The 24,348-nt window shown below is 69.3% G+C and carries 23 protein-coding genes and 1 pseudogene; 11 read left to right on the forward strand and 13 right to left on the reverse strand.

Annotated elements, in window-relative coordinates; genetic code table 11:
• Positions 1–40: 40 nt before the first annotated feature.
• Positions 41–892: an esterase/lipase family protein gene (locus HPO96_RS30270; protein WP_171677801.1), complete on the reverse strand. Its 852-nt coding sequence runs from the start codon at positions 890–892 to the stop codon at positions 41–43.
• Between the two features lie 134 nt (positions 893–1,026).
• Between HPO96_RS30270 and HPO96_RS30275 the strand changes: the two genes are divergently transcribed.
• From HPO96_RS30275 to HPO96_RS30290, 4 genes are all read left to right on the forward strand, one after another.
• A complete protein-coding gene (locus HPO96_RS30275; RefSeq protein WP_171677802.1) occupies positions 1,027–1,446 on the forward strand; it encodes a coenzyme B12-dependent isobutyryl CoA mutase small subunit in 420 nt (139 codons plus the stop codon).
• Positions 1,447–1,688: 242 nt separating this feature from the next.
• Positions 1,689–3,008 carry an ABC transporter substrate-binding protein gene (locus tag HPO96_RS30280; RefSeq protein ID WP_171677803.1) on the forward strand — a complete coding sequence of 440 codons (1,320 nt, stop codon included), beginning with the start codon at positions 1,689–1,691 and terminating at the stop codon, positions 3,006–3,008.
• Between the two features lie 97 nt (positions 3,009–3,105).
• A complete protein-coding gene (locus tag HPO96_RS30285; RefSeq protein WP_337796871.1) occupies positions 3,106–4,089 on the forward strand; it encodes a carbohydrate ABC transporter permease in 984 nt (327 codons plus the stop codon).
• Complete coding sequence (locus HPO96_RS30290) at positions 4,089–4,946, forward strand: carbohydrate ABC transporter permease (protein ID WP_171677804.1); 858 nt, start codon at positions 4,089–4,091, stop codon at positions 4,944–4,946. Before HPO96_RS30285 ends, HPO96_RS30290 begins: the two co-directional genes overlap by 1 nt.
• On the opposite strand, the gene HPO96_RS30295 is transcribed toward HPO96_RS30290, so the two are convergent.
• Positions 4,939–6,144, reverse strand: a complete 1,206-nt coding sequence (locus tag HPO96_RS30295) for an MFS transporter (RefSeq protein WP_171677805.1) — start codon at positions 6,142–6,144, stop codon at positions 4,939–4,941. The two genes, HPO96_RS30290 and HPO96_RS30295, sit on opposite strands and share 8 nt — an antisense overlap.
• Positions 6,141–6,725 carry a TetR family transcriptional regulator gene (locus HPO96_RS30300; protein ID WP_171677806.1) on the reverse strand — a complete coding sequence of 195 codons (585 nt, stop codon included), beginning with the start codon at positions 6,723–6,725 and terminating at the stop codon, positions 6,141–6,143. The genes HPO96_RS30295 and HPO96_RS30300 overlap by 4 nt, the downstream gene beginning before the upstream one ends.
• A 57-nt stretch (positions 6,726–6,782) precedes the next feature.
• Between HPO96_RS30300 and HPO96_RS30305 the strand changes: the two genes are divergently transcribed.
• Positions 6,783–8,024, forward strand: coding sequence for a cytochrome P450 (locus HPO96_RS30305; protein ID WP_171677807.1), 1,242 nt, complete (start codon positions 6,783–6,785; stop codon positions 8,022–8,024).
• Here the strand turns inward: HPO96_RS30305 and HPO96_RS30310 are convergent.
• Positions 8,021–9,654: pseudogene (locus HPO96_RS30310) on the reverse strand (glycoside hydrolase family 13 protein). The gene HPO96_RS30305 and the pseudogene HPO96_RS30310 sit on opposite strands and share 4 nt — an antisense overlap.
• A gap of 181 nt (positions 9,655–9,835) precedes the next feature.
• Between HPO96_RS30310 and sucC the strand changes: the two are divergent.
• Both sucC and sucD read left to right on the forward strand, forming a co-directional pair.
• On the forward strand, positions 9,836–11,011 hold the full coding sequence (gene sucC / locus HPO96_RS30315; protein WP_171677808.1) for an ADP-forming succinate--CoA ligase subunit beta: 1,176 nt from the start codon (positions 9,836–9,838) through the stop codon (positions 11,009–11,011).
• A 14-nt stretch (positions 11,012–11,025) separates the two neighbouring features.
• Entirely contained in the window at positions 11,026–11,916 is an 891-nt protein-coding gene (sucD, locus tag HPO96_RS30320) for a succinate--CoA ligase subunit alpha (protein ID WP_171677809.1), read from the forward strand.
• Between the two features lie 48 nt (positions 11,917–11,964).
• Here sucD and HPO96_RS30325 read toward each other — a convergent pair whose 3' ends face one another.
• Positions 11,965–13,281, reverse strand: a complete 1,317-nt coding sequence (locus HPO96_RS30325) for a hypothetical protein (RefSeq protein WP_171677810.1) — start codon at positions 13,279–13,281, stop codon at positions 11,965–11,967.
• Positions 13,282–13,458: 177 nt separating this feature from the next.
• Here HPO96_RS30325 and HPO96_RS30330 point away from each other — a divergent pair, with 177 nt between their 5' ends.
• From HPO96_RS30330 to purH, 3 genes are read left to right on the forward strand one after another with little or no spacing between them, the layout of a single operon-like run.
• Entirely contained in the window at positions 13,459–14,718 is a 1,260-nt protein-coding gene (locus HPO96_RS30330; RefSeq protein ID WP_171677811.1) for a cell division protein PerM, read from the forward strand.
• A 10-nt stretch (positions 14,719–14,728) separates the two neighbouring features.
• The gene (gene purN, locus HPO96_RS30335) at positions 14,729–15,361 is read left to right on the forward strand and encodes a phosphoribosylglycinamide formyltransferase (protein WP_171677812.1); all 633 of its coding nucleotides are present in this window, start codon (positions 14,729–14,731) and stop codon (positions 15,359–15,361) included.
• The gene (purH, locus tag HPO96_RS30340) at positions 15,358–16,917 is read left to right on the forward strand and encodes a bifunctional phosphoribosylaminoimidazolecarboxamide formyltransferase/IMP cyclohydrolase (RefSeq protein ID WP_171677813.1); all 1,560 of its coding nucleotides are present in this window, start codon (positions 15,358–15,360) and stop codon (positions 16,915–16,917) included. Before purN ends, purH begins: the two co-directional genes overlap by 4 nt.
• Positions 16,918–16,967: 50 nt before the next feature.
• Here the strand turns inward: purH and HPO96_RS30345 are convergent, their stop codons facing one another.
• The 5 genes from HPO96_RS30345 to HPO96_RS30365 all read right to left on the reverse strand — a co-directional run bounded on the left by HPO96_RS30345 (position 16,968) and on the right by HPO96_RS30365 (position 20,463).
• Positions 16,968–17,291: a helix-turn-helix domain-containing protein gene (locus tag HPO96_RS30345; protein ID WP_238355685.1), complete on the reverse strand. Its 324-nt coding sequence runs from the start codon at positions 17,289–17,291 to the stop codon at positions 16,968–16,970.
• Positions 17,292–17,308: 17 nt separating this feature from the next.
• Complete coding sequence (locus HPO96_RS30350; RefSeq protein WP_171677814.1) at positions 17,309–17,539, reverse strand: type II toxin-antitoxin system RelE/ParE family toxin; 231 nt, start codon at positions 17,537–17,539, stop codon at positions 17,309–17,311.
• Between the two features lie 56 nt (positions 17,540–17,595).
• The gene (locus tag HPO96_RS30355) at positions 17,596–17,868 is read right to left on the reverse strand and encodes a DUF3017 domain-containing protein (protein ID WP_171677815.1); all 273 of its coding nucleotides are present in this window, start codon (positions 17,866–17,868) and stop codon (positions 17,596–17,598) included.
• Between the two features lie 7 nt (positions 17,869–17,875).
• Positions 17,876–18,736, reverse strand: a complete 861-nt coding sequence (locus HPO96_RS30360) for a bifunctional methylenetetrahydrofolate dehydrogenase/methenyltetrahydrofolate cyclohydrolase (protein ID WP_171677816.1) — start codon at positions 18,734–18,736, stop codon at positions 17,876–17,878.
• A 113-nt stretch (positions 18,737–18,849) separates the two neighbouring features.
• Complete coding sequence (locus HPO96_RS30365; protein WP_171677817.1) at positions 18,850–20,463, reverse strand: ABC-F family ATP-binding cassette domain-containing protein; 1,614 nt, start codon at positions 20,461–20,463, stop codon at positions 18,850–18,852.
• A gap of 253 nt (positions 20,464–20,716) precedes the next feature.
• Between HPO96_RS30365 and HPO96_RS30370 the strand changes: the two genes are divergently transcribed.
• A complete protein-coding gene (locus HPO96_RS30370; RefSeq protein WP_171677818.1) occupies positions 20,717–21,703 on the forward strand; it encodes a pirin family protein in 987 nt (328 codons plus the stop codon).
• On the opposite strand, the gene HPO96_RS30375 is transcribed toward HPO96_RS30370, so the two are convergent.
• From HPO96_RS30375 to HPO96_RS30385, 3 genes are read right to left on the reverse strand one after another with little or no spacing between them, the layout of a single operon-like run.
• Positions 21,700–22,353, reverse strand: coding sequence for a phosphotransferase (locus tag HPO96_RS30375; RefSeq protein ID WP_171677819.1), 654 nt, complete (start codon positions 22,351–22,353; stop codon positions 21,700–21,702). The two genes, HPO96_RS30370 and HPO96_RS30375, sit on opposite strands and share 4 nt — an antisense overlap.
• The gene (locus HPO96_RS30380) at positions 22,350–23,000 is read right to left on the reverse strand and encodes a phosphotransferase (protein WP_171677820.1); all 651 of its coding nucleotides are present in this window, start codon (positions 22,998–23,000) and stop codon (positions 22,350–22,352) included. Before HPO96_RS30380 ends, HPO96_RS30375 begins: the two co-directional genes overlap by 4 nt.
• Positions 23,001–24,275 (reverse strand): glycoside hydrolase family 18 protein, encoded by a 1,275-nt coding sequence (locus tag HPO96_RS30385; protein WP_171677821.1) that lies wholly within the window; start codon positions 24,273–24,275, stop codon positions 23,001–23,003.
• Between the last annotated feature and the right edge of the window lie 73 nt (positions 24,276–24,348).

Raw genomic sequence — 24,348 nt, forward strand, 5'->3', positions numbered from 1 at the left:
CCCAGTCAGGCAACTGGTCTGGTGTCGACGGGGTGGCCGGTCAGGCGGATTGCTGCTCGTCGTCCAGGTGGGCGAGCGCTCCGGTGATCTGGTGGACGACGTCGCCGTCGAACGGCAGGGACAGGTGTCCGACGCCGTTCACCCGGATGTTGGTCGCGCTCAGGTCGGGGTGCCGGATCCGGGCCCGCCGCTGCGGCACGATCAGCTGGTCGACGTCGGAGTAGAACGCGATGAACCTGGTCCGGACCTCCGGGGCCGGCTCGTCCAGCTCGGCCATCAGGTCGCTGTTCGGGCGCAGCTGCTTGACCAGTGGCCAGGGCAGCAGCCGGGCCGCGACCGTGCCCTGGTGCGGGGTGCCGAGCGAGACGCAGGTGTGGACGCGCTCGTGGCCGCCCAGCCGCTGGATGTAGTACCGCGCGATCAGCCCGCCGAGGCTGTGGCCGACCACATGGATCTGGTCCGACCCCGAGGCCTCGCAGATCGCCTCGATCTCGGCGCCCATCCGCTCCGCCGTCCGCCGGACGTCGAGGGTCAGCGGCGAGTAGGAGAACGTGTGGATGCTGCTGAACCCGCGCCGGGCCAGCTGGCGGCGCATCAGCGCGAAGATCGTGTGGTTGTCGATGATCCCGTGTGCGAGCAGGATCGGCGTCCCGGCTGCGACCACGTCGTTGACCAACAGGCTGCGCTGCGCGGGCGTGAGGCCGGTCAGCGAGAGCCGCTCGGTGCGCGATCCGGTGCTGCCGAGCAGGCCGAGCGGATACATCGCGAGATGGGTGGTCATCCAGCCGAGCTCGACCGCCGCGCCCTGCAGCACCCGGGGTGACATCGCTGAGCGGGCGCCGTACGCGAGGCCGTCCAGCGCGCCGCGGACCTCTTCCTGCCAGGAACCCATGGGCGGCGCCTCCTCAGAACCAGTCCCCCCGGTGGTCCGATCTCTTCTCACGGTAACCGGTTCCCACTTCGCGTGGCGGGGAACACACCTTCCCGTGTCTTATCCGTGAGATTGCGACCGGTTAACCTGCGAGCATGCCTTCTGCCAACCCGTTGCGGGTCGTCGTCGCCAAGCCCGGCCTGGACGGCCACGACCGCGGCGCGAAGGTGGTCGCCCGGGCCCTGCGGGACGCCGGGATGGAGGTCATCTACACCGGCCTGCACCAGACTCCCGAGCAGATCGTCGAGACGGCGATCGCCGAGGACGCCGACGCGATCGGCCTGTCCGTCCTGTCCGGCGCGCACATGACGCTGTTCAAGCGCGTCCGCGAGCTGCTCGCCGAGCGCGAGGCCGAGGACATCGTGGTCTTCGGCGGCGGCATCATCCCGGACGCCGACCTGCAGCCGCTGGCCGAGCTCGGCGTGCACAAGATCTTCACTCCCGGCGCGACCACCACCGAGATCGTCGAGTGGGTCCGCGGCAACGTTGGGGACGCGTCCGCCTCCCCTGCGTGAGGTTACTAATCGGTAATACCGAATCGTTAAGAAACACCCGGTTGTGCGGGCTTCCGAATCGCGGTCGCATACAGCCATGCGGTACGTCCGGAACGGCGATCGCCGGCGGCGGGTGAGTTGCTCAGACCAGGTCACCCCCCTCGTCGGTTACTGTCCGGGCAGGTGGCGTGACAGTGCGGTGGGGGTCTGCACGCCGCCCGCGCAGGGACGATGCGATTCCCATCGGGAGAGGGCAGGTAACGATGAGGTTTGAACGATCACATACCCGCAAGGCGGTCGCTCTGACCGTGGCGAGCAGCCTGGTGTTGTTCGCGGCGGCGTGTGGCAGTGGAGACGACGGGAGCGGCGGCAGCGGCGGTTCGTCCGGGGGTGCGCTCGAGGGCCGGGGCCCGATCAAGTTCGCCACTGGTAAGGACACCTCCGGCAACCTGAAGAACCAGGTGGACGCGTGGAACGCGCAGCACGCGGACGAGAAGGTGGAGATCACCGAGCTGCCCGAGTCCGCGGACCAGCAGCGCAACCAGATGATCTCGAACGCCCAGATCAAGTCGACCGAGTTCAGCGTGCTGAACCTGGACGTCGTCTGGACCGCCGAGTTCGCCGCGAACCGCTGGATCACCGAGCTGCCCGAGGACCAGTTCCCGGACCTCGGCAAGTTGCTCCCGTCAACGGTCGAGACCGGTAAGTACCGCGACAAGCTGTACGCCGTCCCGGTGACGTCGGACGGCGGGCTGCTGTACTACCGCAAGGACCTGCTGGACAAGGCCGGGGTCAAGGCGCCGACCACGTGGGCCGAGATGAAGGACGCCTGCGCCAAGGTCAAGGCGTTGCCGGAGGCAAAGGCCGCCAGCTGCTACGCGGGCCAGTTCGAGAAGTACGAAGGCCTGACGGTGAACTTCTCCGAGGCGATCAACGGCGCCGGCGGCGTCGTCGTCGGTGACGACGGCAAGCCGAACGTCGACACCCCGGAGGCCCTCGAGGGGCTGAACTTCCTGGTCGACGGTTTCAAGTCCGGTGAGATCCCGAAGGCTGCCATCACCTACCAGGAGGAGCCGGGCCGCCGCGCCTTCCAGGAGGGCAACCTGATCTTCCACCGCAACTGGCCGTACGTGTACGCGCTGGCCAACAAGACCGACGGCTCGTCGAAGATCGCCGGCAAGTTCGGCGTCGCGCCGCTGCCCGGTCTGAAGGGCCCGGGCGTCTCGACGCTGGGCGGTCACAACTACGCCATCTCCGCGTTCACCCCGAACAAGGCGACCGCGGCCGACTTCATCAAGTTCATGTCCAGCGAGGAGCGCCAGAAGGCGAACGTCGAGAAGACCTCGCAGGCGCCGACCTGGGCGTCGCTGTACGACGACCCGGAGCTGAACAAGCAGTTCCCGTACCTGGCCCCGCTGAAGGCCTCGATCGGATCCGCGAAGTCGCGGCCGCAGGTGGTCAAGTACGGCGATGTCACGACCGCGATCCAGGAGGCGGCGTACGGCGCCCTGAACGGCACCACACCGCCGAAGGACGCGCTGGCCGGGCTGCAGACCAAGCTGAGCACGCTCATCACGCAGTGACCCGAATGCCGGGGCCGGTGCGCAGTGCAACGCTGTGCGCCGGCCCCGGCGTCGTCACCGCCCACTGGCAGTGGGCGGAGAGAGAAGGAGGCAAGAGGTGAGTCAATCCGCCTCGGCTGTTGAGCCGCCGCCCTCGAAGGTCCGGCGTACGTCGTTCAACGAGGGCACCGGCCGGCTGGCTGCGTTACTGCTGTCACCGACCCTGATCGTGCTGGTCCTGGTCGTCGTCTACCCGATCATCTCGGCGCTACGCGAGTCGCTGTACACCAGCGGCGGGATCGGCGACGACGGGTTCGTCGTCGAAGGCACCCAGTTCGTCGGGCTGGACAACTTCGCCGCGATCTTCTCCGGCGAGACCGGCGAGCGGTTTTGGAACGCGTTCTACAACACCACGTTCTTCACCGTCACCTGTGTCGTCCTGGAGACGCTGCTCGGTGTGCTGATGGCCCTGGTGATGCACAAGGCGTTCAAGGGCCGGTCCATCGTCCGGGCCAGCATCCTGGTCCCCTGGGCGATCCCGACCGTCGTGTCCGCGCTGCTGTGGAAGTGGATCTTCCAGGCCGACGGCGTCGCGAACGCCGTCCTCGGCACCCAGGTGCTGTGGTCCACCGAGGGCTGGCAGTCGGTGCTGTCGGTCATCATCGCCGACACCTGGAAGACGGCGCCGTTCATCGGCCTGCTGGTGCTGGCGGGTCTGCAGACCATCCCCGACGAGGTCTACGAGGCAGCGAAGGTGGACGGCGCGAGCCCGTGGAAGACCTTCACCCGGATCACGCTGCCGCTGGTGAAGCCGGCGCTGCTGGTCGCGGTGCTGTTCCGCATCCTCGACACGCTGCGCATCTTCGACCTGCCGTACGTGCTGGTCGGGCCGAACAAGGAATCCGTCGAGACGCTGTCGATCCTGGCGTTCCTCGAAGCCAACCAGACCAGGTACGGGCCGGCGGCGGCGTACGCGACGTTGCTGTTCGTGTACGTCGCGGTCGTCGCCTACGCGTTCGTGAAACTGCTCGGCGCCGACGTCATCGGTGAGGCCCGCCAGACGGGTAAGAAGGCCGGTCGCCGCAAGAAGGGTGGTGCGTGATGGCTGGTCGGATCGATGTGAAGGCCGCCGAGGCGCCGTGGTACCGGCGGTGGTTGCCGTTGCTCGGCGTCGGGCTGATCGTGTTGTACTGCCTGCTGCCGTTCTACTGGATGATCGTGTCGGCGCTGCGCCGGCCGAGTGACCAGTTCGACAACTCGATCGTTCCGAAGGTCTGGTCGGTCGACAACTTCAAGGACGTGTTCCAGGCCGGCACCGGCTTCGGCCGGGGTCTGCTGAACAGCCTGATCGTGGCCGGCACGGTGACGATCCTGACGCTGATCGTCGGCATGGTCGCGGCGTACACCTTGGCCCGGCTGGAGTTCCGGTTCAAGAACGCCGTCCTGGCGATCATCATCACCACCTCGATGTTCCCCGGTATTTCGCTGGTGATCCCGCTGAAGAAGCTGTTCAGCGATATCGAGTGGATCAACACCTACCAGGCGATGATCGTGCCCAGCCTGTCGTTCGCGCTGCCGCTGGCGGTCTGGAACCTGACCGCGTTCTTCCGGCAGATGCCGCGGGAGCTGGAGCAGGCGGCGATGGTCGACGGGTGTACGCCGGCGCAGGCGTTCCGCAAGGTGATCCTGCCGCTGGCCGCGCCCGGTGTGTTCACCACGGCGATCATCACGTTCATCGCGGCCTGGAACGAGTTCCTGATCGCGGTCTCGATGGTGAACCGCAAGGACATCCAGACCGCGAACGTCGTGATCGCGGCCTTCACCGGGACATCGGGTCGCGACCAACCGTTCGGCAGCCAGATGGCGGCCGGTGTGGTCGTCACGATCCCGCTGGTGATCGCGGTGCTGATCTTCCAGCGCCGGATCGTCGCCGGTCTGACCGCGGGCGGCGTCAAGTAGTCCGCAGTGCCCTGGCCGCGGCGGCGAACGCCGTGGCCAGGGCGCAGCCGATCGCGATCACGAGGAAGCCGAGGGACGGCGTCCCGGCGTCGACGATCGGGCCCATCAGCAGCAGGCCGAGCGGCCCGGCGGCGAGGGCGACCGAGGTGTAGCTGCCGATCACGCGGCCGCGCAGGTGTTCGGGTGTGCGCGCCTGCATGACGACGGCGACAACCGGGTTGATCGGGCCGCTGGCGATCCCGGTGCCGAACGCGAGCGCGATCAGGACGGGGAGCGGCGGGAGCAGCGCGAACGCGGCGAGGCCCAGGGTGGTGATCGTCAGGGTGGCGATCAGGACCGGGCGCTCGCGGAGGCGGTGACCGGCCGCGCCGTACAGGATCGCGCCGATCAGGCCGCCGGCGGCGAACGCGGCGACGACGAAGCCGTAGTACGTCGCCTGGTCGGTGGCCTGCAGGTGCGCGTTCAGGACGACGGACTCGAACGGCGCGATGAAGCCGACCAGGACGGCGGCGGTGATCGCGACCGTGCGCAGGCCGGGCTCGCGGAGCAGGAAGCGCAGGCCGACGACGATCGAGCGCAGGTAGGGCTCCTTGGCCGGTTTCGCGGACAGGTGCGCCGGGATCGTCAGCGCGGTGATGGTTGCCGAGAGCAAGAACATGCCGACGGTCACCCAGAGGACGTTGAAACCGCCCAGCGTGACGAGCAGGACGCCCGCGATCCCCGGGCCGGCCAGTGCGCCGGTCGCCTCGGCCGCTTCACCCCAGGCGTTGACCCGCGGCAACGGCGTATCGGTGGCCTTCGCGACGTCGGGGCGCAGGGTCTCGCGGGCCGCGGTGCCGGGGCCGTCGAAGACCGCGCCGAGGGCGACGAGGGCGAGGATCCCCCAGAACGGCAGGCCGAACGCCTCGTCGAGGAACGCGAGCAGCGCGACCGCCAGCGCGCTGAGGATGTCGGCCCCCACCGCGCAGAACCGCCGTCCGAGCCGGTCGATCAGCGCGCCGCCGAACAGCGCCGACAACACCACCGGCGCAATAGCCGCCGCCCCCGCAACGCCGGCCGCCGTAGCACTCCCCGTTCTTTGCAGGATCAGCCAAGGCACAGCCACCGCGACGATCGCATTCCCAGTAACCGAAAGCGAAGTAGCCGCGAGTAGTCCAGTGAGCGGACGCCGTGTTGTCGGTGCTAGTTGCTGGGTCACAAGCCACAGCCTTTGAGGAAGGTTCTCAGGGTTAGGGGGGTGGCTTCGCGGGGGGCGAGGTTGCCGGAGGCGATGTGGTCCCAGGCGGAGTAGGTGAGGGAGTAGAGGGTGCCTACTACCCACCAGGGTGGGAGGTCGGGGGCGATCAGGTCGGCTTGCTGGGCGTGGGCGATGAAGCGTTCGAGCGGGGCGTCCAGCTCGGGGATGCGGGCCTGGAGAGTTTCGTCGACGGCGGCCCGGGGTTGCTGGAGGAGGAAGTCGAGGCGGGGGCCGAGCGGGATGTAGGCGTGCACCAGGCGAGTGAGGATCGCCTGCAGTTCAGCCCGCGAGGTGGTCTCGTCGACGCCGTGGACGCCGGCGTTCATCGTCGCGTCGGCACAGCGGTCGAGCGAGTCGTGCGCGAGGGCGAGCAGGAGCGCCTCACGGGTGGGGAAGCGGTTGTGCAGCGTCGTCCGGCCGACCCCGGCGGCCGCGGCGACGTCGGCCAGGGATGCGCCCGGCTGGGCGGTCAGCACCTCGGCGGCGATCTCCAGGATCGTCACCGGGTCACTCGAGGTCACTCTCCGCGCTTGAACACTCATGTTCAGAACTATACATTGATGTTCTGATCTGATGCCAGATGATCCGGGAGGGAACCCATGGAACTCGGTCTCACCGCTCAGTTCGCCGCCCAACGCGCAATCCAGCGCCTGCTCCGGCTGCTCGGTGACCCCGTCAGCGATTTCCAGCACCCGAGTCGCCGTGACGATCCGTATCCGGTGCTCCAGCGGATGCGCGACCGCGGCCCGCTCTGGAAGTCGATGTCCGGCGCCTGGGTCGCCACCACGTACGACGTCTGCGAGACATTGCTCCGCGATCGCCGGATCGGCGTCCGGCACGCCGACGGCCGCCCGCCGTACGAGATGAACATCGGCGTCCAGCCGCCGTGGACGAACACCTTCCTGGAGATGGACCCGCCCGACCACACCCGCCTCCGGCGCCTGGTCACCCCGGCCTTCAGCCGCGGCCGGATGCCGGCGTACGAGGAGCGGATCGGCGTCGTCGTCGACGAGCTGATCGACGAGCTCGAGACGGCGCGCGAGTTCGATCTGATCGAGCGGTTCGCCGGTCCGTTGCCGATCACGGTGATCCGGGAGCTGCTCGGCGTCCCGGACGGTGACGACGCGGCGTTCGCCCACTACGGCAAGGTGGTCGGGGCCGCGGTCGATCTGAACAGCGCGGCCGACGTCCCGGAGATCCGCGCGGTCAGCCATGCGCTCCGCAAACTCTTCGCCGAGCTGATCGAGGAGCGGTCGAAGAATCCGGGCGACGACGTCATCTCCACGCTGGTCACCGCGCTCGACGCGGAGCGCATCACGCCGGAGGAGCTGGTGACGACGGCCGGTCTGCTCCTGCTGGCCGGGTTCGAGACCACGGTCAACCTGTTGGGCAACGGCGTCCAGCTGCTCCTCGACCATCCCGAGCAGTGGGCGATGCTGCGCGCCGACCCCGACCTGGCGCCGCGGGTCGTCGAGGAGACGCTGCGCTTCGAGACGCCGTTCCAGTTCGGCGTCCGCTTCACGCACGAGCCGATCACCGTCGCCGATGTCGACCTACCGGCCGATGCGCCCGTGCTGATCATGTTCGGGCTGGCCAACCGCGACCCCGAGGTCTTCCCCGACCCGGACGCCTTCGACATCTACCGTGATGCGCCGAAGGAACACCTGGCCTTCGCCACCGGCCCGCACTACTGCCTGGGCGCACCGCTGGCCCGCATGGAAGGCGACCTGGCCTTCCGGGCCCTGGCAACCCGCCTTCCCACCCTGCATCGAACCGGTCCCGCCAAGCCGCGGCCGTCCTCCCTGGTCCGCGGCTTCCTCACCCTTCCGCTGGCGGTTTAGCTCGCCAGCCAGGCGGTGACGTCGGTCGGCAGCTTGCCGTCGACCAGCTCGCCGCTGCTCAGCAGTACGGCGCTGTGCGGCGGCAGCTCGACCGGATCGGCGCCGAAGTTGGTGACGCAACGGAAGTCACCCCGAATGAAGGAGAGAACGTCGGCTGGGGAGTCGTCATCCCAGGTCAGCCGGCCGTCACCCAGATCCGGATGCTCGCGCCGGATCTTCAGTGCAGCCTTGTAGAGGTTCAAATGGCTGCCTGGGCTCGCTTGCTGCGACTGCGCGGTCAGCGACGCCCAGTCGGCCGGCTGGGGGAGCCACGGCTGCCCGTCACCCGGACCGAACCCGTACGGCGGTTCTGCGCCCGACCATGGGATGGGGACGCGGCAGCCGTCACGGCCGCGGTTGGTGTGCCCGGAGCGCTCCCAGACCGGGTCGTCGAGCACCTCCTCCGGCAAGTCCTCCACTTCGGGCAGTCCGAGCTCGTCGCCCTGGTAGATGTACGCACCGCCCGGAAGCGCGAGCTCCAGCAGCGCAGCGGCCCGGGCGCGCCGCAGTCCGAGTTCGAGATCGGTCGGTACGACGCCCGCGCCCTCCAGCGCGTCCGCGAGCGCACGGCCGTATCGGGTGCGGTGCCGAATGGTGTCGTGATTGCTGAGCACCCAGGTCGCCGGTGCGCCGACGGCCCACAGACTGTGCGTCGAGCGGTCGACCACCTCGCGCAGGTCCTTCGCCTCCCACGCAGCGCGCAGGGCGTCGAAGTTGAACGCCGACTGCAGCTCGTTGGGCCGCACGTACTGCGCCAGCCGCTCCGGCGGTGACAGCCACGCCTCGGCCACGAAGACCCGCGGGCCCTGTGGCGTCTCGGCGTACTCGTCGGCGATCGCACGCCACCGCTGGTGGATGGTGTGGACGCCGGGCTGGTCGTAGAACGGGTTGCCGACGTACTTCTCGCTGGTCGGCTGCCCGTCCTTCAGCGGTACGTCGGGCAGCGTCGCATCCTTGGCCATCGAATCGGCGACATCGATCCGGAACCCGTCGATCCCGCGGTCGAACCAGAACCGCAGGATCGAGTCGAACTCCTCGATCACCTTCGGGTGGTCCCAGTTCCAGTCCGGTTGGGAGATGTCGAACATGTGCAAGTACCACTGGCCGTCGTCGATCTGTTGCCACGCGCCGCCGCCGAAGGTGGCCGGCCAGTTGGTCGGCGGGCGGCCCTCGACGCCGTCCCGGAACCAGAACAGCTCGCGCTCGGGCGAGCCCTGACCCGCCGCGAGCGCCGCCTTGAACCACGGGTGCTCCCAGGAGCAGTGGTTCGGGACCAGGTCGATCAGGATCCGCAGCCCGAGCGCGTGCGCCTCGGCGATCAGGGCGTCGGCATCCGCCAGCGTGCCGAAGTCGGGGTTGATGTCCCGGTAGTCGGACACGTCGTACCCGCCGTCGAGCAGCGGGGACGGATACCACGGGCTGATCCACAGGGCGTCCACGCCGAGGTCGGCCAGGTACGGCAGCCGGGCCCGGATGCCGTTCAGGTCGCCGGTGCCGTCACCGTCGGAGTCGGCGAACGAGCGCGGTACACCTGGTAGACGACGGCGCTACGCCACCAGTCGTCAGCTGGTCTGGTCGCTTGTTCTGTCATGACGTCCAGCCTCGCACGCGGACGCGGCTCAGCTGTGACAGTCGTCTCAGCGGCGACCCCGCCTGTCGCGCCGACGCCCGAGGTGGCTAGTCTCAGGCCGACGGAACGCGCCGGCGACCGTGCCCTCTGCACCGCAGCCTGCCGCGGCCCAACTCGAACAGGCGAGAGAGGGACCACAGTCGTGGACTTGATGGAGTACCAGGCGAAGACTGTCTTCGCCAAGCACGGTGTAGGGACGACGGTGGGTGAAGTCGTCACCACGCCGGAGGACGCCCGCGCGGCGGCCGAGAAGCTCGGCGGCGGCACGGTGGTCGTGAAGGCCCAGGTGCTGACCGGCGGCCGCGGCAAGGCCGGCGGCGTCAAACTCGCCGCGAACCCGGACGAGGCCGAAGAGCGCGCCCGCGAGATCCTTGGTCTGGACATCAAGGGTCACATCGTCAAGACGCTGAACATCGTTCCGGCCGCCGCGATCGCCGAGGAGTACTACTTCTCCTTCCTGATCGACCGCGCCAACCGCAACTACCTCTGCATCGCCTCCGCCGCCGGCGGGATGGAGATCGAGGAGGTCGCGCACACCAACCCGGACGCGGTCGCCAAGATCTCGATCGACCCGGCCACCGGTGTCGACGAGGCCAAGGCCCGGGAGATCGCGACCCAGGCCGGCTACCCGGCCGACATCATCGACGCCGTCGCGCCGGAGATCGTCAAGCTGTACGGCGTCTTCCTGAGCGAGGACGCGACGCTGGTCGAGGTCAACCCGCTGGTCAAGCTGAAGGACGGCCGCGTCGAGGCTCTCGACGGCAAGGTCTCGCTGGACGAGAACGCCGACTTCCGGCACCCCGAGCACGCGGACTTCGCCGACACCTCGGCGGCCGACCCGCTGGAGGCGGCGGCCAAGGCCAAGGGCCTGAACTACGTGAAGCTCGACGGCTCGGTCGGCATCATCGGCAACGGCGCGGGTCTCGTGATGAGCACCCTCGACGTCGTCGCGTACGCCGGCGAGGAGTTCGGCGGCCAGAAGCCGGCCAACTTCCTCGACATCGGCGGCGGCGCGTCCGCCGAGGTGATGGCCAACGGGCTGGAGATCATCATCTCCGACCCGCAGGTGAAGAGCGTGTTCGTCAACGTCTTCGGCGGGATCACCGCCTGTGACGCGGTCGCGAACGGCATCGTGCAGGCCTTCGAGCTGCTGGCCGCGCGCGGCGAGGCCGTGAGCAAGCCGCTGGTCGTCCGGCTGGACGGGAACAACGCCGAGGAGGGCCGCCGGATCCTCGACGAGGCCGGGCTCGCCGGGCTGGAGCGGGTCGACACCATGGACGGCGCCGCCAAGCGGGCCGCCGAGCTGGCTGCGAAGTAAGGGATCGCTGAACAATGTCTATCTTCCTGACCAAGGACAGCAAGGTCATCGTCCAGGGCATGACCGGCTCGGAAGGCACCAAGCACACCACCCGGATGCTTGCCTCCGGCACCAACATCGTCGGCGGCGTGAACCCGCGCAAGGCCGGCACCAGCCAGGACTTCGACGGGACGGCGGTGCCGGTGTTCGGCACGGTCGCCGACGCGGTGGCGCAGACCGGCGCGAACGTGTCGGTCATCTTCGTGCCGCCGAAGTTCACCAAGGACGCCGTCCTGGAGGCCGTCGCGGCCGAGGTGCCGCTGGTCGTGGTGATCACCGAGGGCGTGCCGGTCCACGACACGGCCGCGTTCTTCGCCGCCGCGCAGGCGTCCGGCAAGACCCGGATCATCGGCCCGAACTGCCCGGGCATCATCACCCCGGGTGAGTCGAACGCCGGCATCATCCCGGCCGATATCGCCGGCCAGGGCCGGATCGGCCTGGTGTCGAAGTCCGGCACGCTGACCTACCAGATGATGTACGAGCTGCGGGACTTCGGCTTCTCCACCGCCATCGGCATCGGCGGCGACCCGATCATCGGCACCACCCACATCGACGCGCTGCAGGCGTTCCAGGACGACCCGGACACCGACGCGATCGTGATGATCGGCGAGATCGGCGGCGACGCCGAGGAGCGGGCCGCGGCCTTCATCAAGGACCACGTCACCAAGCCGGTCGTCGGCTACGTGGCCGGTTTCACCGCGCCCGAGGGCAAGACCATGGGCCACGCCGGCGCCATCGTCTCCGGCTCCTCCGGCACGGCGGCCGCCAAGCAGGAGGCCCTCGAGGCCGTCGGCGTCAAGGTCGGCAAGACGCCGACCGAGACCGCCAACCTGATGCGGGAAATCATGGAGAACCTGGCCAAGTAACACCAGCCGCTCCGACAGAGCCCGTGGCCCGAGTGGCCGCGGGTTCTGTTATTTGTAGGCGGCGGAGCGCTCGGCCGCGCGGGTCAGCGTCTCCAGAAACGCGGAGTCGGAGATGTCCAGGTTCGGCAGGACGGGGTAGAGCAGATAGACGGCGTGGCTGCCGTTGGCCGCGACGCCGATCCGCATCTTGAACTTCTTGCCGTTCCCGGTCTCGAACGACGCCTCCCAGGCCTTGCCCTTGACCGGGCCGGTGGCAACCGTGCCGGAGACGCTGACCTTCGCGGTCGAGACGTTCTTCTGGCAGCCGTCGAAGGTCTTCCGGAACTTGCTCACGTACGCCGAAGCGGCGGCCGTCGAGGCGAAGCGGGCGACGGTGTCGTCGAGGCCGAACTCGGTGGGGACCTTGGCATCCGGCGCGAGATAGGTCTGCGTGCTGACCTTGCTCGCCTTCTCCTTCTTCGGGTCCGTCACGCATTGGATGACGCTCGCGGCGCGGGCCGGCGTACCGACCCAGGGCGCGTCGATCGCGCTCAGCACGGGCAGATCGACCGGCGCCATGAACCCGGGCGGCTCGGTCGGCAGCAGGCTCGGCTTGACCGCGGGCGTGCCGCTGCCGCAGCCGCCCGACTCGGTGCAGATCTTCTGGACGGCGGCGCTCGTCGTGCTCAGCAGGGCGGTCGGCTTGGGCGGCGCCGAGCCGATGCTGTCGTGCTGGACGACGACCGTGGCCTGCCCGGCCAGCGTGATCGAGATCGCCTTGTACTTCGTCTTCGGGCCGGACGGCTGCGCGAAGACGCCGATCCAGCCGCGGTCGCCCAGCCCGGTCGTCTGGTAACTGGCGCTCAGCCTGGTCCGCTTCTCGGAGACGCAGCCGCTGAACCAGCTCACGATCGTCGCGTACGCCTTGCCGGCGGCGGTCGCGTCGTTCGAGACCTCGACGTACTGGACGGCGGTCTCCTTGGTCGAGCGGTTCTGGAAGGTGCGCACCCAGTTCCGCGCGACGGAGGCATCGGCGACGCTCTGCGACTGGCAGACGAACACGTGACTGGTGTCGTCGCCGCCGCCCAGCGTCTTCATGTCCCAGCTGCCGGTGGGGCTCAGCGTCTTCACGCCGGCCGTGTCGAGCAGCGCGGTGTCACTGGCCAGGACCTTGGACTTGCTCGGCTTGTCGTCGCCGCCGCCCTTCGCGCCGGCCGAGTCGTCACCGCCGAAGGCGTTCAGCGCGGCGATACCGCCGCCGCCGACCAGCACCACCACAGCGGCGCCGGCAGCGATCGTCTGGTTCCGCTTACGCGCCTTCTGCCGCCGGACCTCACGGGCAGCGGCGCGACCGCCTCCACGGGCTGCGCGGTGGGAACCGGCCAAAGCTCGACCTCCTGACACTGATTCCGACCGACAGTACTCGGTGGATCCGGATCGCCCACAATCTGCTACCCCCCTGCGTGCGCAGGTGGACCGAGCGTGAGCAACCGGCCCGAAGTCTTCCATATCCGGCGTGTCCGGCACAGCGGTGTCCAGCAGGGGAGCGACCATGGGAGTCAGATGACCGACACGCTCAGCCGCCCGGGCGCTCCAGGCGGCGATTCTGCCCCTACGCCCGGCCCCGCTCAGGCCCCGGACGCCGCTCCGACCAGGCCTGTCATCTTGTCGGCGGTGCTCTCGGCGGGCGCCTGTCTGCTCACTGGCCTCCTGACCTGTACGGCGGTCGCCGTCATCGGTTGGCTCGCCGCAACCTTCGGCAGTGCGTCGGGCGCCGTCCGAGCCGGTGCGTCCGTTTGGCTGATCGCCCACAAGTCCGGTGTGACGCTGGGCGGCGCGAGTATCTCCGTCGCGCCTCTCGGTCTGACGCTGTTCTTCGCCTGGTGTCTGTACCGCGGTGGCAAGTCGGCGGCGCGGACCAGCGCGGCCGACCGGACTCAGGAGCTGATGACGCTCATCGGCACGTACGCCGCCGCGTACGGCCTCGGCGCGCTGATCGTGGCGTTGCTCACCTCTGAGGGCACACTGCACGCCTCACCGCTGTCAGCGTTCTTCGGCGCCGCCTCGCTCGCGCTGGTCGCCGGGACGCTCGGCGTACTGGTCGAGTCCGGTGCGGCGCACGACCTGGCCGATGCGACGCCGAGCGGGCTGCGGGACGCCGTACCGGCCGCTGCGGCCGCCGTACTCACAGTGCTCGCCGTCGCCTCGGTCCTGTACGGCGTACTGCTCGCCATCCACTTCTCCCGCGCGACCGGCATGCTGGAGCTGCTGGGCGCCGGAGTGATCGGCTCGGTCGTGCTGTTCGCGATCTGCCTGATGCTCGTCCCGAACGTGATTCTGTACGTCGTGGCGTTCCTCGCCGGTCCGGGCTTCCAGCTGGGAGTCGGTACGACGATCGCCCCGACCGGCGTGGACGTCGGCAACCTGCCCGCGCTGCCGCTGCTGGCCGCAGTCCCGGCGGATGGCGCGACGCCGACGTACCTCCTGGTGTTGACCGCCCTTGTCCCGCTCGGGGCCGGTGCGGTGGCCGGGCTGATCGTCGTACGCCGAGGCCGCGCCGAACAGCACACCGACGCGCTGGGCTGGGATGCGTTCGCGCTGCGCGGCGGAATCGCGGCTCTGGTGGCCGGGGTGGCCTTCTTCGTGCTGATGGCTCTGTCCGGCGGTGCAGCGGGCCCCGGGCGGATGGCTGAGGTCGGCGTACCGGCTGCTCTGCCCGCTGCCGGCGTACTGACCGCTGGGATGGCTATCGGGGCCGCCATCACCGCTGCGGTGGCGGCTGCCCGCCGACCGGCTGAACCGGAGCCTGAAGCCGAGCGATAGGCTTCCCGGCGTGACAGACCCCGTTGCGCCCACCCCTCAGCCTGCACGGCTCGTCGTGCTCGTCTCGGGCTCAGGGTCGAACCTGCAGGCCCTGCTCGACGCGAGCGCGGACCCGGCGTACGGCGCCCAGGTGGTCGCCGTCGGCGCGGACCGGGATGGGACTGTCGGCCTGGAGCGCGCTGCCGCGGCCGGTGTGCCGACGTTCGTGCACAAGGTCAAGGACCACGCCGAGCGGGCCGAGTGGGACAAGGCGCTGACCGCGTCGGTCGCGCAGTACCAGCCCGACCTGGTCGTGTCCGCCGGGTTCCTGAAGCTGGTCGGGGACGACTTCCTCGGCGCCTTCGGCGACCGGTACATCAACACCCACAACGCGCTGCTGCCCGCCTTCCCCGGGATCCACGGGCCGCGGGACGCGCTCGCGTACGGCGTCAAGGTCGCCGGCGCCACCTTGTTCTTCGTCGATGGCGGGGTCGACACCGGCCCGATCATCGCGCAGGTCGTCGTCCCGGTCGAGGACGACGACACCGAGGAAACCCTCACCGAGCGGATCAAGGAGGTCGAACGCCGCCAGCTGGTGGAGTGGGTCGGCCGGCTCGTCCGCGAAGGCTGGACCATCACCGGACGAAAGGTTCGACTGAAGTGAGCACCGACCGCAGGCCGATCCGCCGGGCGCTGATCAGCGTCTACGACAAGACCGGTCTGGAGGAGCTTGCGAAGGCGCTGTCCGACGCCGGCGTCCAGCTGGTGTCGACCGGCTCCACCGCGGCCCGGATCGCCGCTTCCGGCGTCCCGGTGACCAAGGTCGAGGAGCTGACCGGGTTCCCGGAGTGCCTGGACGGGCGGGTCAAGACGCTGCACCCGATGGTCCACGCCGGCATCCTCGCCGACCTGCGCAAGCCGGAGCACGTCGAGCAGCTGAAGGAGATGCGGGTCGAGCCGTTCGACCTGGTCGTCAGCAACCTGTACCCGTTCACCGAGACGGTCGCCTCCGGCGCGACCCCGGACGAATGCGTCGAGCAGATCGACATCGGCGGGCCGTCGATGGTCCGCGCGGCCGCGAAGAACCACCCGAGCGTCGCGATCGTCACGTCCCCCGCGCAGTACGACCTGATCTACAGCGTGCTGGACGAGGGCGGCTTCTCGCTCGAGGACCGCAAGCAGCTGGCCGCGGCCGCGTTCGTGCACACGGCCGAGTACGACGTCGCCGTCGCGTCCTGGATGGGCAGCGTGCTCACCGACAGCTCCGAGGGCTCGGGCTTCCCGGCCTGGGTCGGCGCCGCCTGGGACAAGAAGGCCGTCCTGCGGTACGGCGAGAACCCGCACCAGCCGGCCGCGCTGTACACCAACGGCCGCGAGGGCCTGGCCGCCGCGGAGCAGCTGCATGGCAAGGAGATGTCGTACAACAACTACGTCGACGCGGACGCCGCGCGGCGGACGGCATACGACTTCGCGGAGCCCGCGGTCGCGATCATCAAACACGCCAACCCGTGTGGGATCGCCGTCGGCGCCGATATCGCCGAGGCCCACCGCCGCGCCCATGAGTGCGACCCGGTCTCGGCGTACGGCGGTGTGATCGCCACCAACCGCCCGGTCACCGTCGAGCTCGCCAAGCAGGTCGCCGAGATCTTCACCGAGGTGCTGGTCGCTCCGGCCTTCGAGGACGGCGCCGCCGAGATCCTGCAGGCCAAGAAGAACATCCGGCTGCTGGTCGCGCCCGCGGTCTCGGCCGCCGAGCAGGTCGAGATGCGCGCCGTCAGTGGCGGCCTCCTGCTCCAGCACTCCGACCGCTTCCAGGCCGCCGGCGACGACCCCGCCAACTGGACCCTGGCCGCCGGCGAAGCCGCCACCCCCGAGGTCCTCGCCGACCTCGCCTTCGCCTGGAAGGCCTGCCGCGCCGTCAAGTCCAACGCCATCCTCCTGGCCGCCGACGGCGCCTCCGTCGGCGTCGGCATGGGCCAGGTCAACCGCGTCGACTCCTGCCGCCTGGCCGTCTCCCGCGCCGGCGACCGAGCCGCCGGCTCCGTCGCCGCCTCCGACGCCTTCTTCCCCTTCCCCGACGGCCTCGAAGTCCTCCTCGAAGCCGGCGTCAAAGCCGTCGTCCAGCCCGGCGGCTCCATCCGCGACGACCAAGCCGTCGAAGCCGCCACCAAAGCCGGCATCACCATGTACTTCACCAACACCCGCCACTTCTTCCACTGACCCCGAACGCCCCAGGATCCACTGGGTCCTGGGGCGTTCGCGTGCTGCGATCAGCCGAGGACGAGCCGCCGGTCACCGAAGTCGGCGACGATCTCCAGCTTTCCGCCGAGCGCCTCGACGTACTTGCGAACCGTGCTCAGCTCGGAGCGGGTCAGATCCCCGCGCTCGATCTTCGAGACCGCTTTCTGCGTCACGTGGAGCCGCTCGGCGAGATCGGTCTGGGTGAGGCCGTGCTGCTTGCGTACCTCAGCGAGCTGATAGGCGCGGACCTCCGCCAGCGCCTCGTCCCGGGCGGCATCGAGTCGAGCCATGTCTTCCGGAGCCTTGTAGAACTCGGCCATGACTTCGTCGTGCGTATAGGACTTCTTCGTCATTCGTCGTCTCCGCCCGTTCATCGGTTCTGGCTGTTGTTCAGTTCAAGCAGCCACGCGTCGTACAGTTCATCGGCGATCGGGATGTTCGTTTCGTACCAGGCTTCCCAGCGCCCGGCCTTGTCGCCGCCGATCAGCAGGACAACCTGTCGCGCCGGGTCGAAGGCGAAGAGCACCCTGTCGAGTTCCGGCACTGACAGCTGGTGCAGCCACTTGAAGCAGTCCTCGGTGTACGCGACCGTGTACGTCATCGCCACACCATAGTACCTCTAAGTTCTAGAACCCGAAAGTACTGATCGCGTCAATTTCAGTTGGGGACGATGAGGGCGAGGGTGGCTATGGCGGTGGCGGTGGCGAGGAGGAAGAGGATGTCGAAGGTGCGGCCGCGGACGTGGAGGAGGCCGGCGGTGCGTTCGGGGAGGGTGGCGCGGAGGAGGGCGGCGAGGGCGGGGGCGGCGGCGAAGGTGAGGACGCCGTTGCGCCAGTTGTAGAAGGTGAGGACGACGAGGCCGGTGGCGGCGACCAGGAGCGTGAGGGCCAGGGGCCACTCGGTGGTGCGGCGCTGGGCCTCGCCTGCCATCAGCACGTCACGCTCGCGAGGTGGAGGCCTCGACGGCCTCGACGACGTTGGTGAGCAGCATCGCCCGGGTCATCGGGCCGATACCGCCGGGCATCGGGGCGATCCAGGCGGCGGCTTCGCGGGCCTCGGGGGCGACGTCGCCGACGATCTTGCCTTCGGCCGAGCGGCTGGTGCCGACGTCGAGCAGGACGGCGCCCGGCTTGACCATGTCGGCGGTGATCAGGCCGGCCGAGCCGGCGGCGGCGATCACGATGTCGGCGGTGCGGACGACGGCGGTCAGGTCGGTGGTGCCGGTGTGGCACTGGGTGACGGTCGCGTTCTCGGAGCGGCGGGTGAACAGCAGGCCCATCGGGCGGCCCGCGGTGACGCCGCGGCCGACGACGACCACGTGGGCGCCGGCGATCGGGACGTCGTACCGGCGGAGCAGCTCGACGCAGCCCTTCGGGGTGCAGGGCAGCGGGCCGTCCTGGCCGAGGACGAGTTTGCCGAGGCTGACCGGGTGTAGGCCGTCGGCATCCTTGGCCGGGTCGATCAGGCCGAGGATGGTGTTGGTGTCGACATGCTTGGGCAGCGGCAGCTGGACGATGAACCCGGTACAGGCCGGGTCCGCGTTGAGCTTCTGGACCTCGGCCGCGATCTCTTCCTGGGTGGCGGTCTCCGGCAGCTCGATCTGGATCGAGGCGATCCCGACCGCCGCGCAGTCGCGGTGCTTCCCGGCGACGTACGCCCGGCTGCCCGGGTCGTCGCCAACCAGAATCGTGCCCAGGCCGGGCACTGCACCCTGCTCCGCCAGCTTCGCGACCCGGACCTTCAGCTCGTCCTTGATCGCCGCCGCCGTCGCCTTGCCATCCAGAATCTGCGCGGTCACAAGGCAGGAGTCTGCCATGCGGACCGCCACAGCTTCACAAGTGCTCGCCGAACGCCGCCGTCCGCGGGAGAGCGGGCGGCGGCGGCGATTGTGATGGCCTGGCGGTTTGCGTCTCAGAGTTGCAGGCTGGGCCAGGCAGCCAGGTCCCGCAGCAGTTGACGGTCGTGGGTGGCGACGACGACTGCGGCCGGGGTGGACCGCAGGGCCGCGGTGAGCTCGTCGACGAGCGCGATCGAGAGGTGGTTGGTCGGCTCGTCGAGCAGGACGACGTGCGGCCGCGACGCGAGCAGGATCGCGAGGTCCAGCCGCCGCTGCTGACCGATCGACAGCTCGCCGACCGGCCGGGACGCCTCCCGGGAGCCGACCAGCCCGAGCTCGCTCAGCGCGACGGCGTCCGTCACCTGCCCGGTGCTGATCAGCCGGCCCACGGCGGCGTCGTACACCTCGTACGCACGCTGCCCCGACGGCTCCGGCGACTCCTGCCCGAGCAGCCCGATCCGCACGTTCGGCCCGTGCTGAACCATCCCCGCGGACGGCGCGATCCGACCGCTCAAGACACTCAGCAGCGTCGACTTCCCCGCGCCGTTCGGCCCGGTGACGAGCAGCCGGTCGCCCGACTGCAGCAACACCGGCGCGACCGGCTCGAGCCGCCCGACGAGCGCGACGTCCGTCGCCTGGATCAATGTCGCCCCCGGCCGGGACCCGAGCTCCGGCACCCGGAACCGCATCGGCGGCCGGGGGACGGCGATGACATGCGCCTCGAGATCCTCTTGGCGACGATGCACCGCCCGAACCAGCGCCGGCGCCCGCGTCGCCCGGGTGTGCTTGCCGGTGCCCTTGTCCGGGCGCCAGCCGGTCGACAACCGGTTCTGTGCGGTCGACAGGTCATCGGCCAGCCGCTGCCGCTCCGCGACCTGCGTGCGGTACTCGTCCTCCCAGCGGTCCCTTTCGGCGGCGCGACCCTGCTGATACCCGGCGTACCCACCGCCGTACGTGCGCGGAAGCCCATCGCTGGTCGGGTCCAGATCGAGGATCGACGTCGCGACGTCCGACAGCAGCGCCCGGTCATGGCTGACCAGTACGACGCCGCCCGGATGCGCCCGCAACTGCGCGGTCAGATAGCTCAGCCCACCAGCATCCAAGTGGTTGGTCGGCTCGTCGAGCAGCAGTAGATCGTGCCCGGCCCCGAGCAGACAGGCGAGCCGGATCCGGTACCGCTGCCCGACCGACAACGTCGAGAGCACCCGGCTCCGATCGTCGACCGCGCTCAACGCCGCCAACGCGATGTCGACGCGGCGGTCGGCGTCCCAGGCATCCAAGGCCTCGGCCACCGTGAGCGCCGCGGCGTACTCGTCGTCCGCCCCGGGCCGCTCCGCCGCGAGCGCCTCCGTCGCAGCGTCGAACGCCGCCAACGCGGCCCGGACCGCGGCCAGTTCGACGTCGATCAGGTCGCCGACGGTCCGGCCGTCGTCGATCGGCATCTCCTGGTCGGCGATTCCGATCCCGCCCGTACGGCGTACTTCGCCCTCGTCGGGGATCAGCCGGCCGGCCAGGATCTGCAGCAGTGTGGTCTTGCCGCGCCCGTTCTCGCCGACCAGCCCGAGCCGGTCACCGGCCGAGACGGTCAGGTCGACCCCGTGCAGAACCGGATGCCCGCCACGGGCGATCCGGAGCCCGGTGGCACTCAAATGGGCGCGCGTGGGCAGGTTGATGGTGGTGCTGGACATACTTCCTCCGAATCGAACCCGGACAGAGTTCTTCCGTAGTTCGAGGTGTCAAGAGTGGACAGCGGACGTCAGAACCGCGGCCGGCCCAGAGCGGGCGCCGCGGGAGTCCGTGCTGTCACGAGAAGAAGAGGTATGGCCCCATAAGTACGACCGTACCAGGACCCGCGCGCAGCTGTCCCGGGAATTACCGGCCCCTTGCGGGGGTTCAAGTGGGTAGTTTATTCTTGAACTACTTAGCCAGGAGGAGAACGCCATGCCCGCCGTGACCGTCAGCGACATCACCGTGTTGCCCCGCATCCACCAGCCGGACCCGGCGGTCGCCCGCGAGCGCGCGGTCAAGTCGGTGACCTCGGCGCCGACCGGGTACGAGGGTGAGGGCTTCCCCGTCCGCCGGGCGTTCGCCGGGGTCGACCTGAAGGACCTGGACCCGTTCATCCACATGGACCAGATGGGTGAGGTCGAATACGCGCCGGGTGAGCCGAAGGGCACGCCCTGGCACCCGCACCGCGGCTTCGAGACCGTCACCTACATGCTCGACGGCATCATGGAGCACCAGGACTCCAACGGCGGCGGCGGTGTCATCTCCAACGGCGACACCCAATGGATGACGGCCGGCTCCGGTCTGCTGCACATCGAGACGCCGCCGGAGCACCTGGTCGTCAGCGGCGGCCTGTTCCACGGTGTACAGCTCTGGGTCAACCTGCCGCGGGCGCAGAAGTGGGCGGCGCCGCGCTATCAGGACATCCGCGGTGGTGACTCCGCCTTGCTGTCCACACACGACGGCGGTGCGCTGATCCGCGTCATCGCAGGATCGGTCGACGGACACGACGGCCCGGGGTCGACGTACAGCCCGATCACGCTGGTGCACGCGACCGTCAGCCCGGGCGCCGAGCTCGTGCTGCCCTGGCAGCCCGACTACAACGCGCTCGTCTACGTGCTGGCCGGTCAAGGCACGGTCGGCACCGAGCGTCGTCCGTTCCGCAAGGGCCAGCTGGCCGTCTTCGGCCCCGGCGACACCATCCGGACGGCGGCCGCCCAGCAACAGCCCCAGGCCGAGCCGAACCTGGATGTCCTGGTCATCGGCGGCCGCCCGATCCGCGAGCCGATCGCGATGGCCGGCCCGTTCGTGATGAACACCCGCGCCGAGGTCGTCCAGGCCTTCGAAGACTTCCAGGCCGGCAAACTCGGCACCATCCCCGCCGTCCACGGCGCCCCCACCGAACTGCGCAGCAGCAACTAACCGTTCCGCGGGTCGAACGCGCCGGACTGATCGAGATCGATGTAGCCCTGGATCCGCGGGTCGTCGTTGTCCCCGCCGTACGCGTCGACGAACGCGCGTGCGGCGGGCGTCCCGCCGTACTGCGGGTTCATCCCCCGCAGGCTCATCGTCATCAGCGCCAGGTCGAGATAGCGATCGCCGACGCCAAGTCGCCCGACATCGAGAATGCCCGCGAAACGCAGCGTCTCCGGATCGATGAAGACATTCGGCGCGCAGTAGTCCCCATGAGTGACCGCCGTCCCGCCACCCGGAAACGGCGAGCCGAACGGGCAGTCGCTCAAACCATCCAGCTGCCGCAGCCCTTCGGCCAGCGCGAGTAACACCCGCGGACGGTCGGCGACCGGCCACTCCTCAGCGGCATCCCGCCCCCGCAGCTGCGACATCAACACCCACCCCGCACCCCGATCCAGCACCCGCGGACAACCAAACCCGGTGCTGTACAACCACTCCAGCCGATCCGCCTCGTCGTCCACAGCGCCGGCCAGCGGCCCTTCGCCTGCCTTGTAATAAAGGGTTTCCCGGCCACGGGTGAGCCGAACAACAGTCGCACCGGAGTATCCGGCCAGAATCGGTTCGGCAGCGGAGGCGCCGAAGCGCGTGAGCAGGTTCATCGGGCTTGATCCCAGAAGCTGTCGGAGTCGTCGAGGGCGATGAACTCCGCGATCCGCGGATCGTCCGGATCACCGCCGTACTGCTCGACGAAGCTACGGGCCGCAGGGGTCAGACCGTACTGCGGATTCAGGCCGTTCGAGAGACTCTTGTACATCAGCGCGAGATCGACGTACCGATCGCCCATCCCGAGGTTGCCGACATCGAGTATGCCGCTGAATCGCAGTGTCTCGGGGTCGACGAAGACGTTCGGCGCGCAGAAGTCTCCGTGGGTGACCGTGTCGCGGGCACCCGGGAAGGCGGAGTCGAAAGGGCACGCGTCGAGGGCGTGCAGCTCGCGCAGGCCGGTGGCCATCGCGGTCAGGACGGCGGGGCGGTCGGCCGCGGCCCACGGCTGGGAGGCGTCCTGCCCGGGCAGTTCGGCGGTGAGCAGCCAGTTGTCGCCGCGGTCGAGGATGCGCGGGCACGGGAAGCCGGTCGCGCCGAGCCAGGCGAGCCGCTCCGCTTCGGCGTTCAGCACCTTGCCGGTCTTGTAGTACAGGCGTTCACCGCGCCGATCGAGGCGGACGACCGTGGCCTCGGAGTGGCCGACGTGGACCGGTTCGGCGCTGGTGGCGCCGAACCGGTCGGTCAGGAGCTGGAGGTTCACTCAGCGAAGGTTACGGTGCAACGCCGAGATGAGCTCCCCATTTGAGGTGTCACCGTCGAGGGACCAGATCATCGCGCCGCCGAGGTTGCGCTGCGAGATGTACTGGGCCTTGCGCTTCATCTCGGTCGGGTCGTCCCAGGTCCAGAACGTCGTGCCGTCGAAGAGCCAGGCGAAGCCGGCCTTGTTGTCGCGGTGGACGGTGAAGGTCGACAGCTTGGCCTTGAGGATGCGGTAGTCCTCGTAGCCGGCCTCGAACGTCGCCGGCGCGGGGCCGGTGGCGTTCTGGAAAAGGCCGTTGTTGGCGTTCGTGACGCCGGTCCAGCCGCGGGAGTAGAACGGCACGCCCATCACCAGCTTGTTCCGCGGCGCGCCGCGGGTCAGGTAGGCGTCGATCGTCACCTGCGAGCTGAACTCGGCGGCCGTCGGGTCACCCTCGGGGCCGTCGATCGCGGACTGCTGGTTCGTCTGCGGATCCCAGGCGCCGTGGTAGTCGTAACCCTGGGTGGTGGCGAACGTCAGCTCCTTGAAGACCTTCTTGACCTCGAAACCCCGGTCGACCTGAGCCGGTGCCGCCGGGAGGAACGCGGTCAGGTCGTAGCGGCCCTTGAACGGCCACGACAACCGGTCGAGCTGCTTGCGGTACTCCTGCACCAGGCCGGTGAAGTTCTGCTTGTCCTCGGGCCGGATCACGTTGCCGGGGTTGCCCTCGCTGCCGGGCCACTCCCAGTCCAGGTCGATACCGTCGAAGACGCCCTTCGCGGCGCCGGCCGGCAGCCCGGGCAGGTTGCCCTTGATCCACAGGTCGAGGCAGGACTTCACATGCGCGGCCCGGGTCTCCGGCAGGGCGGCGTTCGAGAAGTACTTCGAACCCGTCCAGCCGCCGAGCGAGATGTTCACCCGCAGCTTCGGGTACTTCTGCTTCAGCTGCTTGAGCTGGTTCAGGTTGCCCTTGAGGGCCTGGTCGGGCGCGTCGGCCTTTCCGCTGACACTCTGCTCGGCGGTGAACGCGCGCTGGTAGTCGGCGTTCGGGTCGCTGCTGTAGCAGGTGCCCGCTTCGTCGACGAAACCGAACGCGTAGTTGATATGGGTCAGCCGGGCGGCCGATCCGTTCTTGACCAGGTCACTGACCAGGAAGTTCCGGTCGTAACCGCTCCACTGCGTGTAATACCCCACCACGCGCTGACTGCTACTGCCGTGCGCCTGAGCCGGTACGGCGGTGCCTCCCGCCAGCACCGCGGTCGCGACGACCAACAGGCTGATCTTTCGACGCTTCATCTGACTCCCCAATTGGGCGTTCAGGGACAAGTTGGGCTCACCCTAGGCGCGCTCCGACGATTAACACAATGTC

It is taken from the genome of Kribbella sandramycini (assembly GCF_013131805.1).
GTDB classification, from domain to species: Bacteria; Actinomycetota; Actinomycetes; order Propionibacteriales; family Kribbellaceae; genus Kribbella; species Kribbella sandramycini.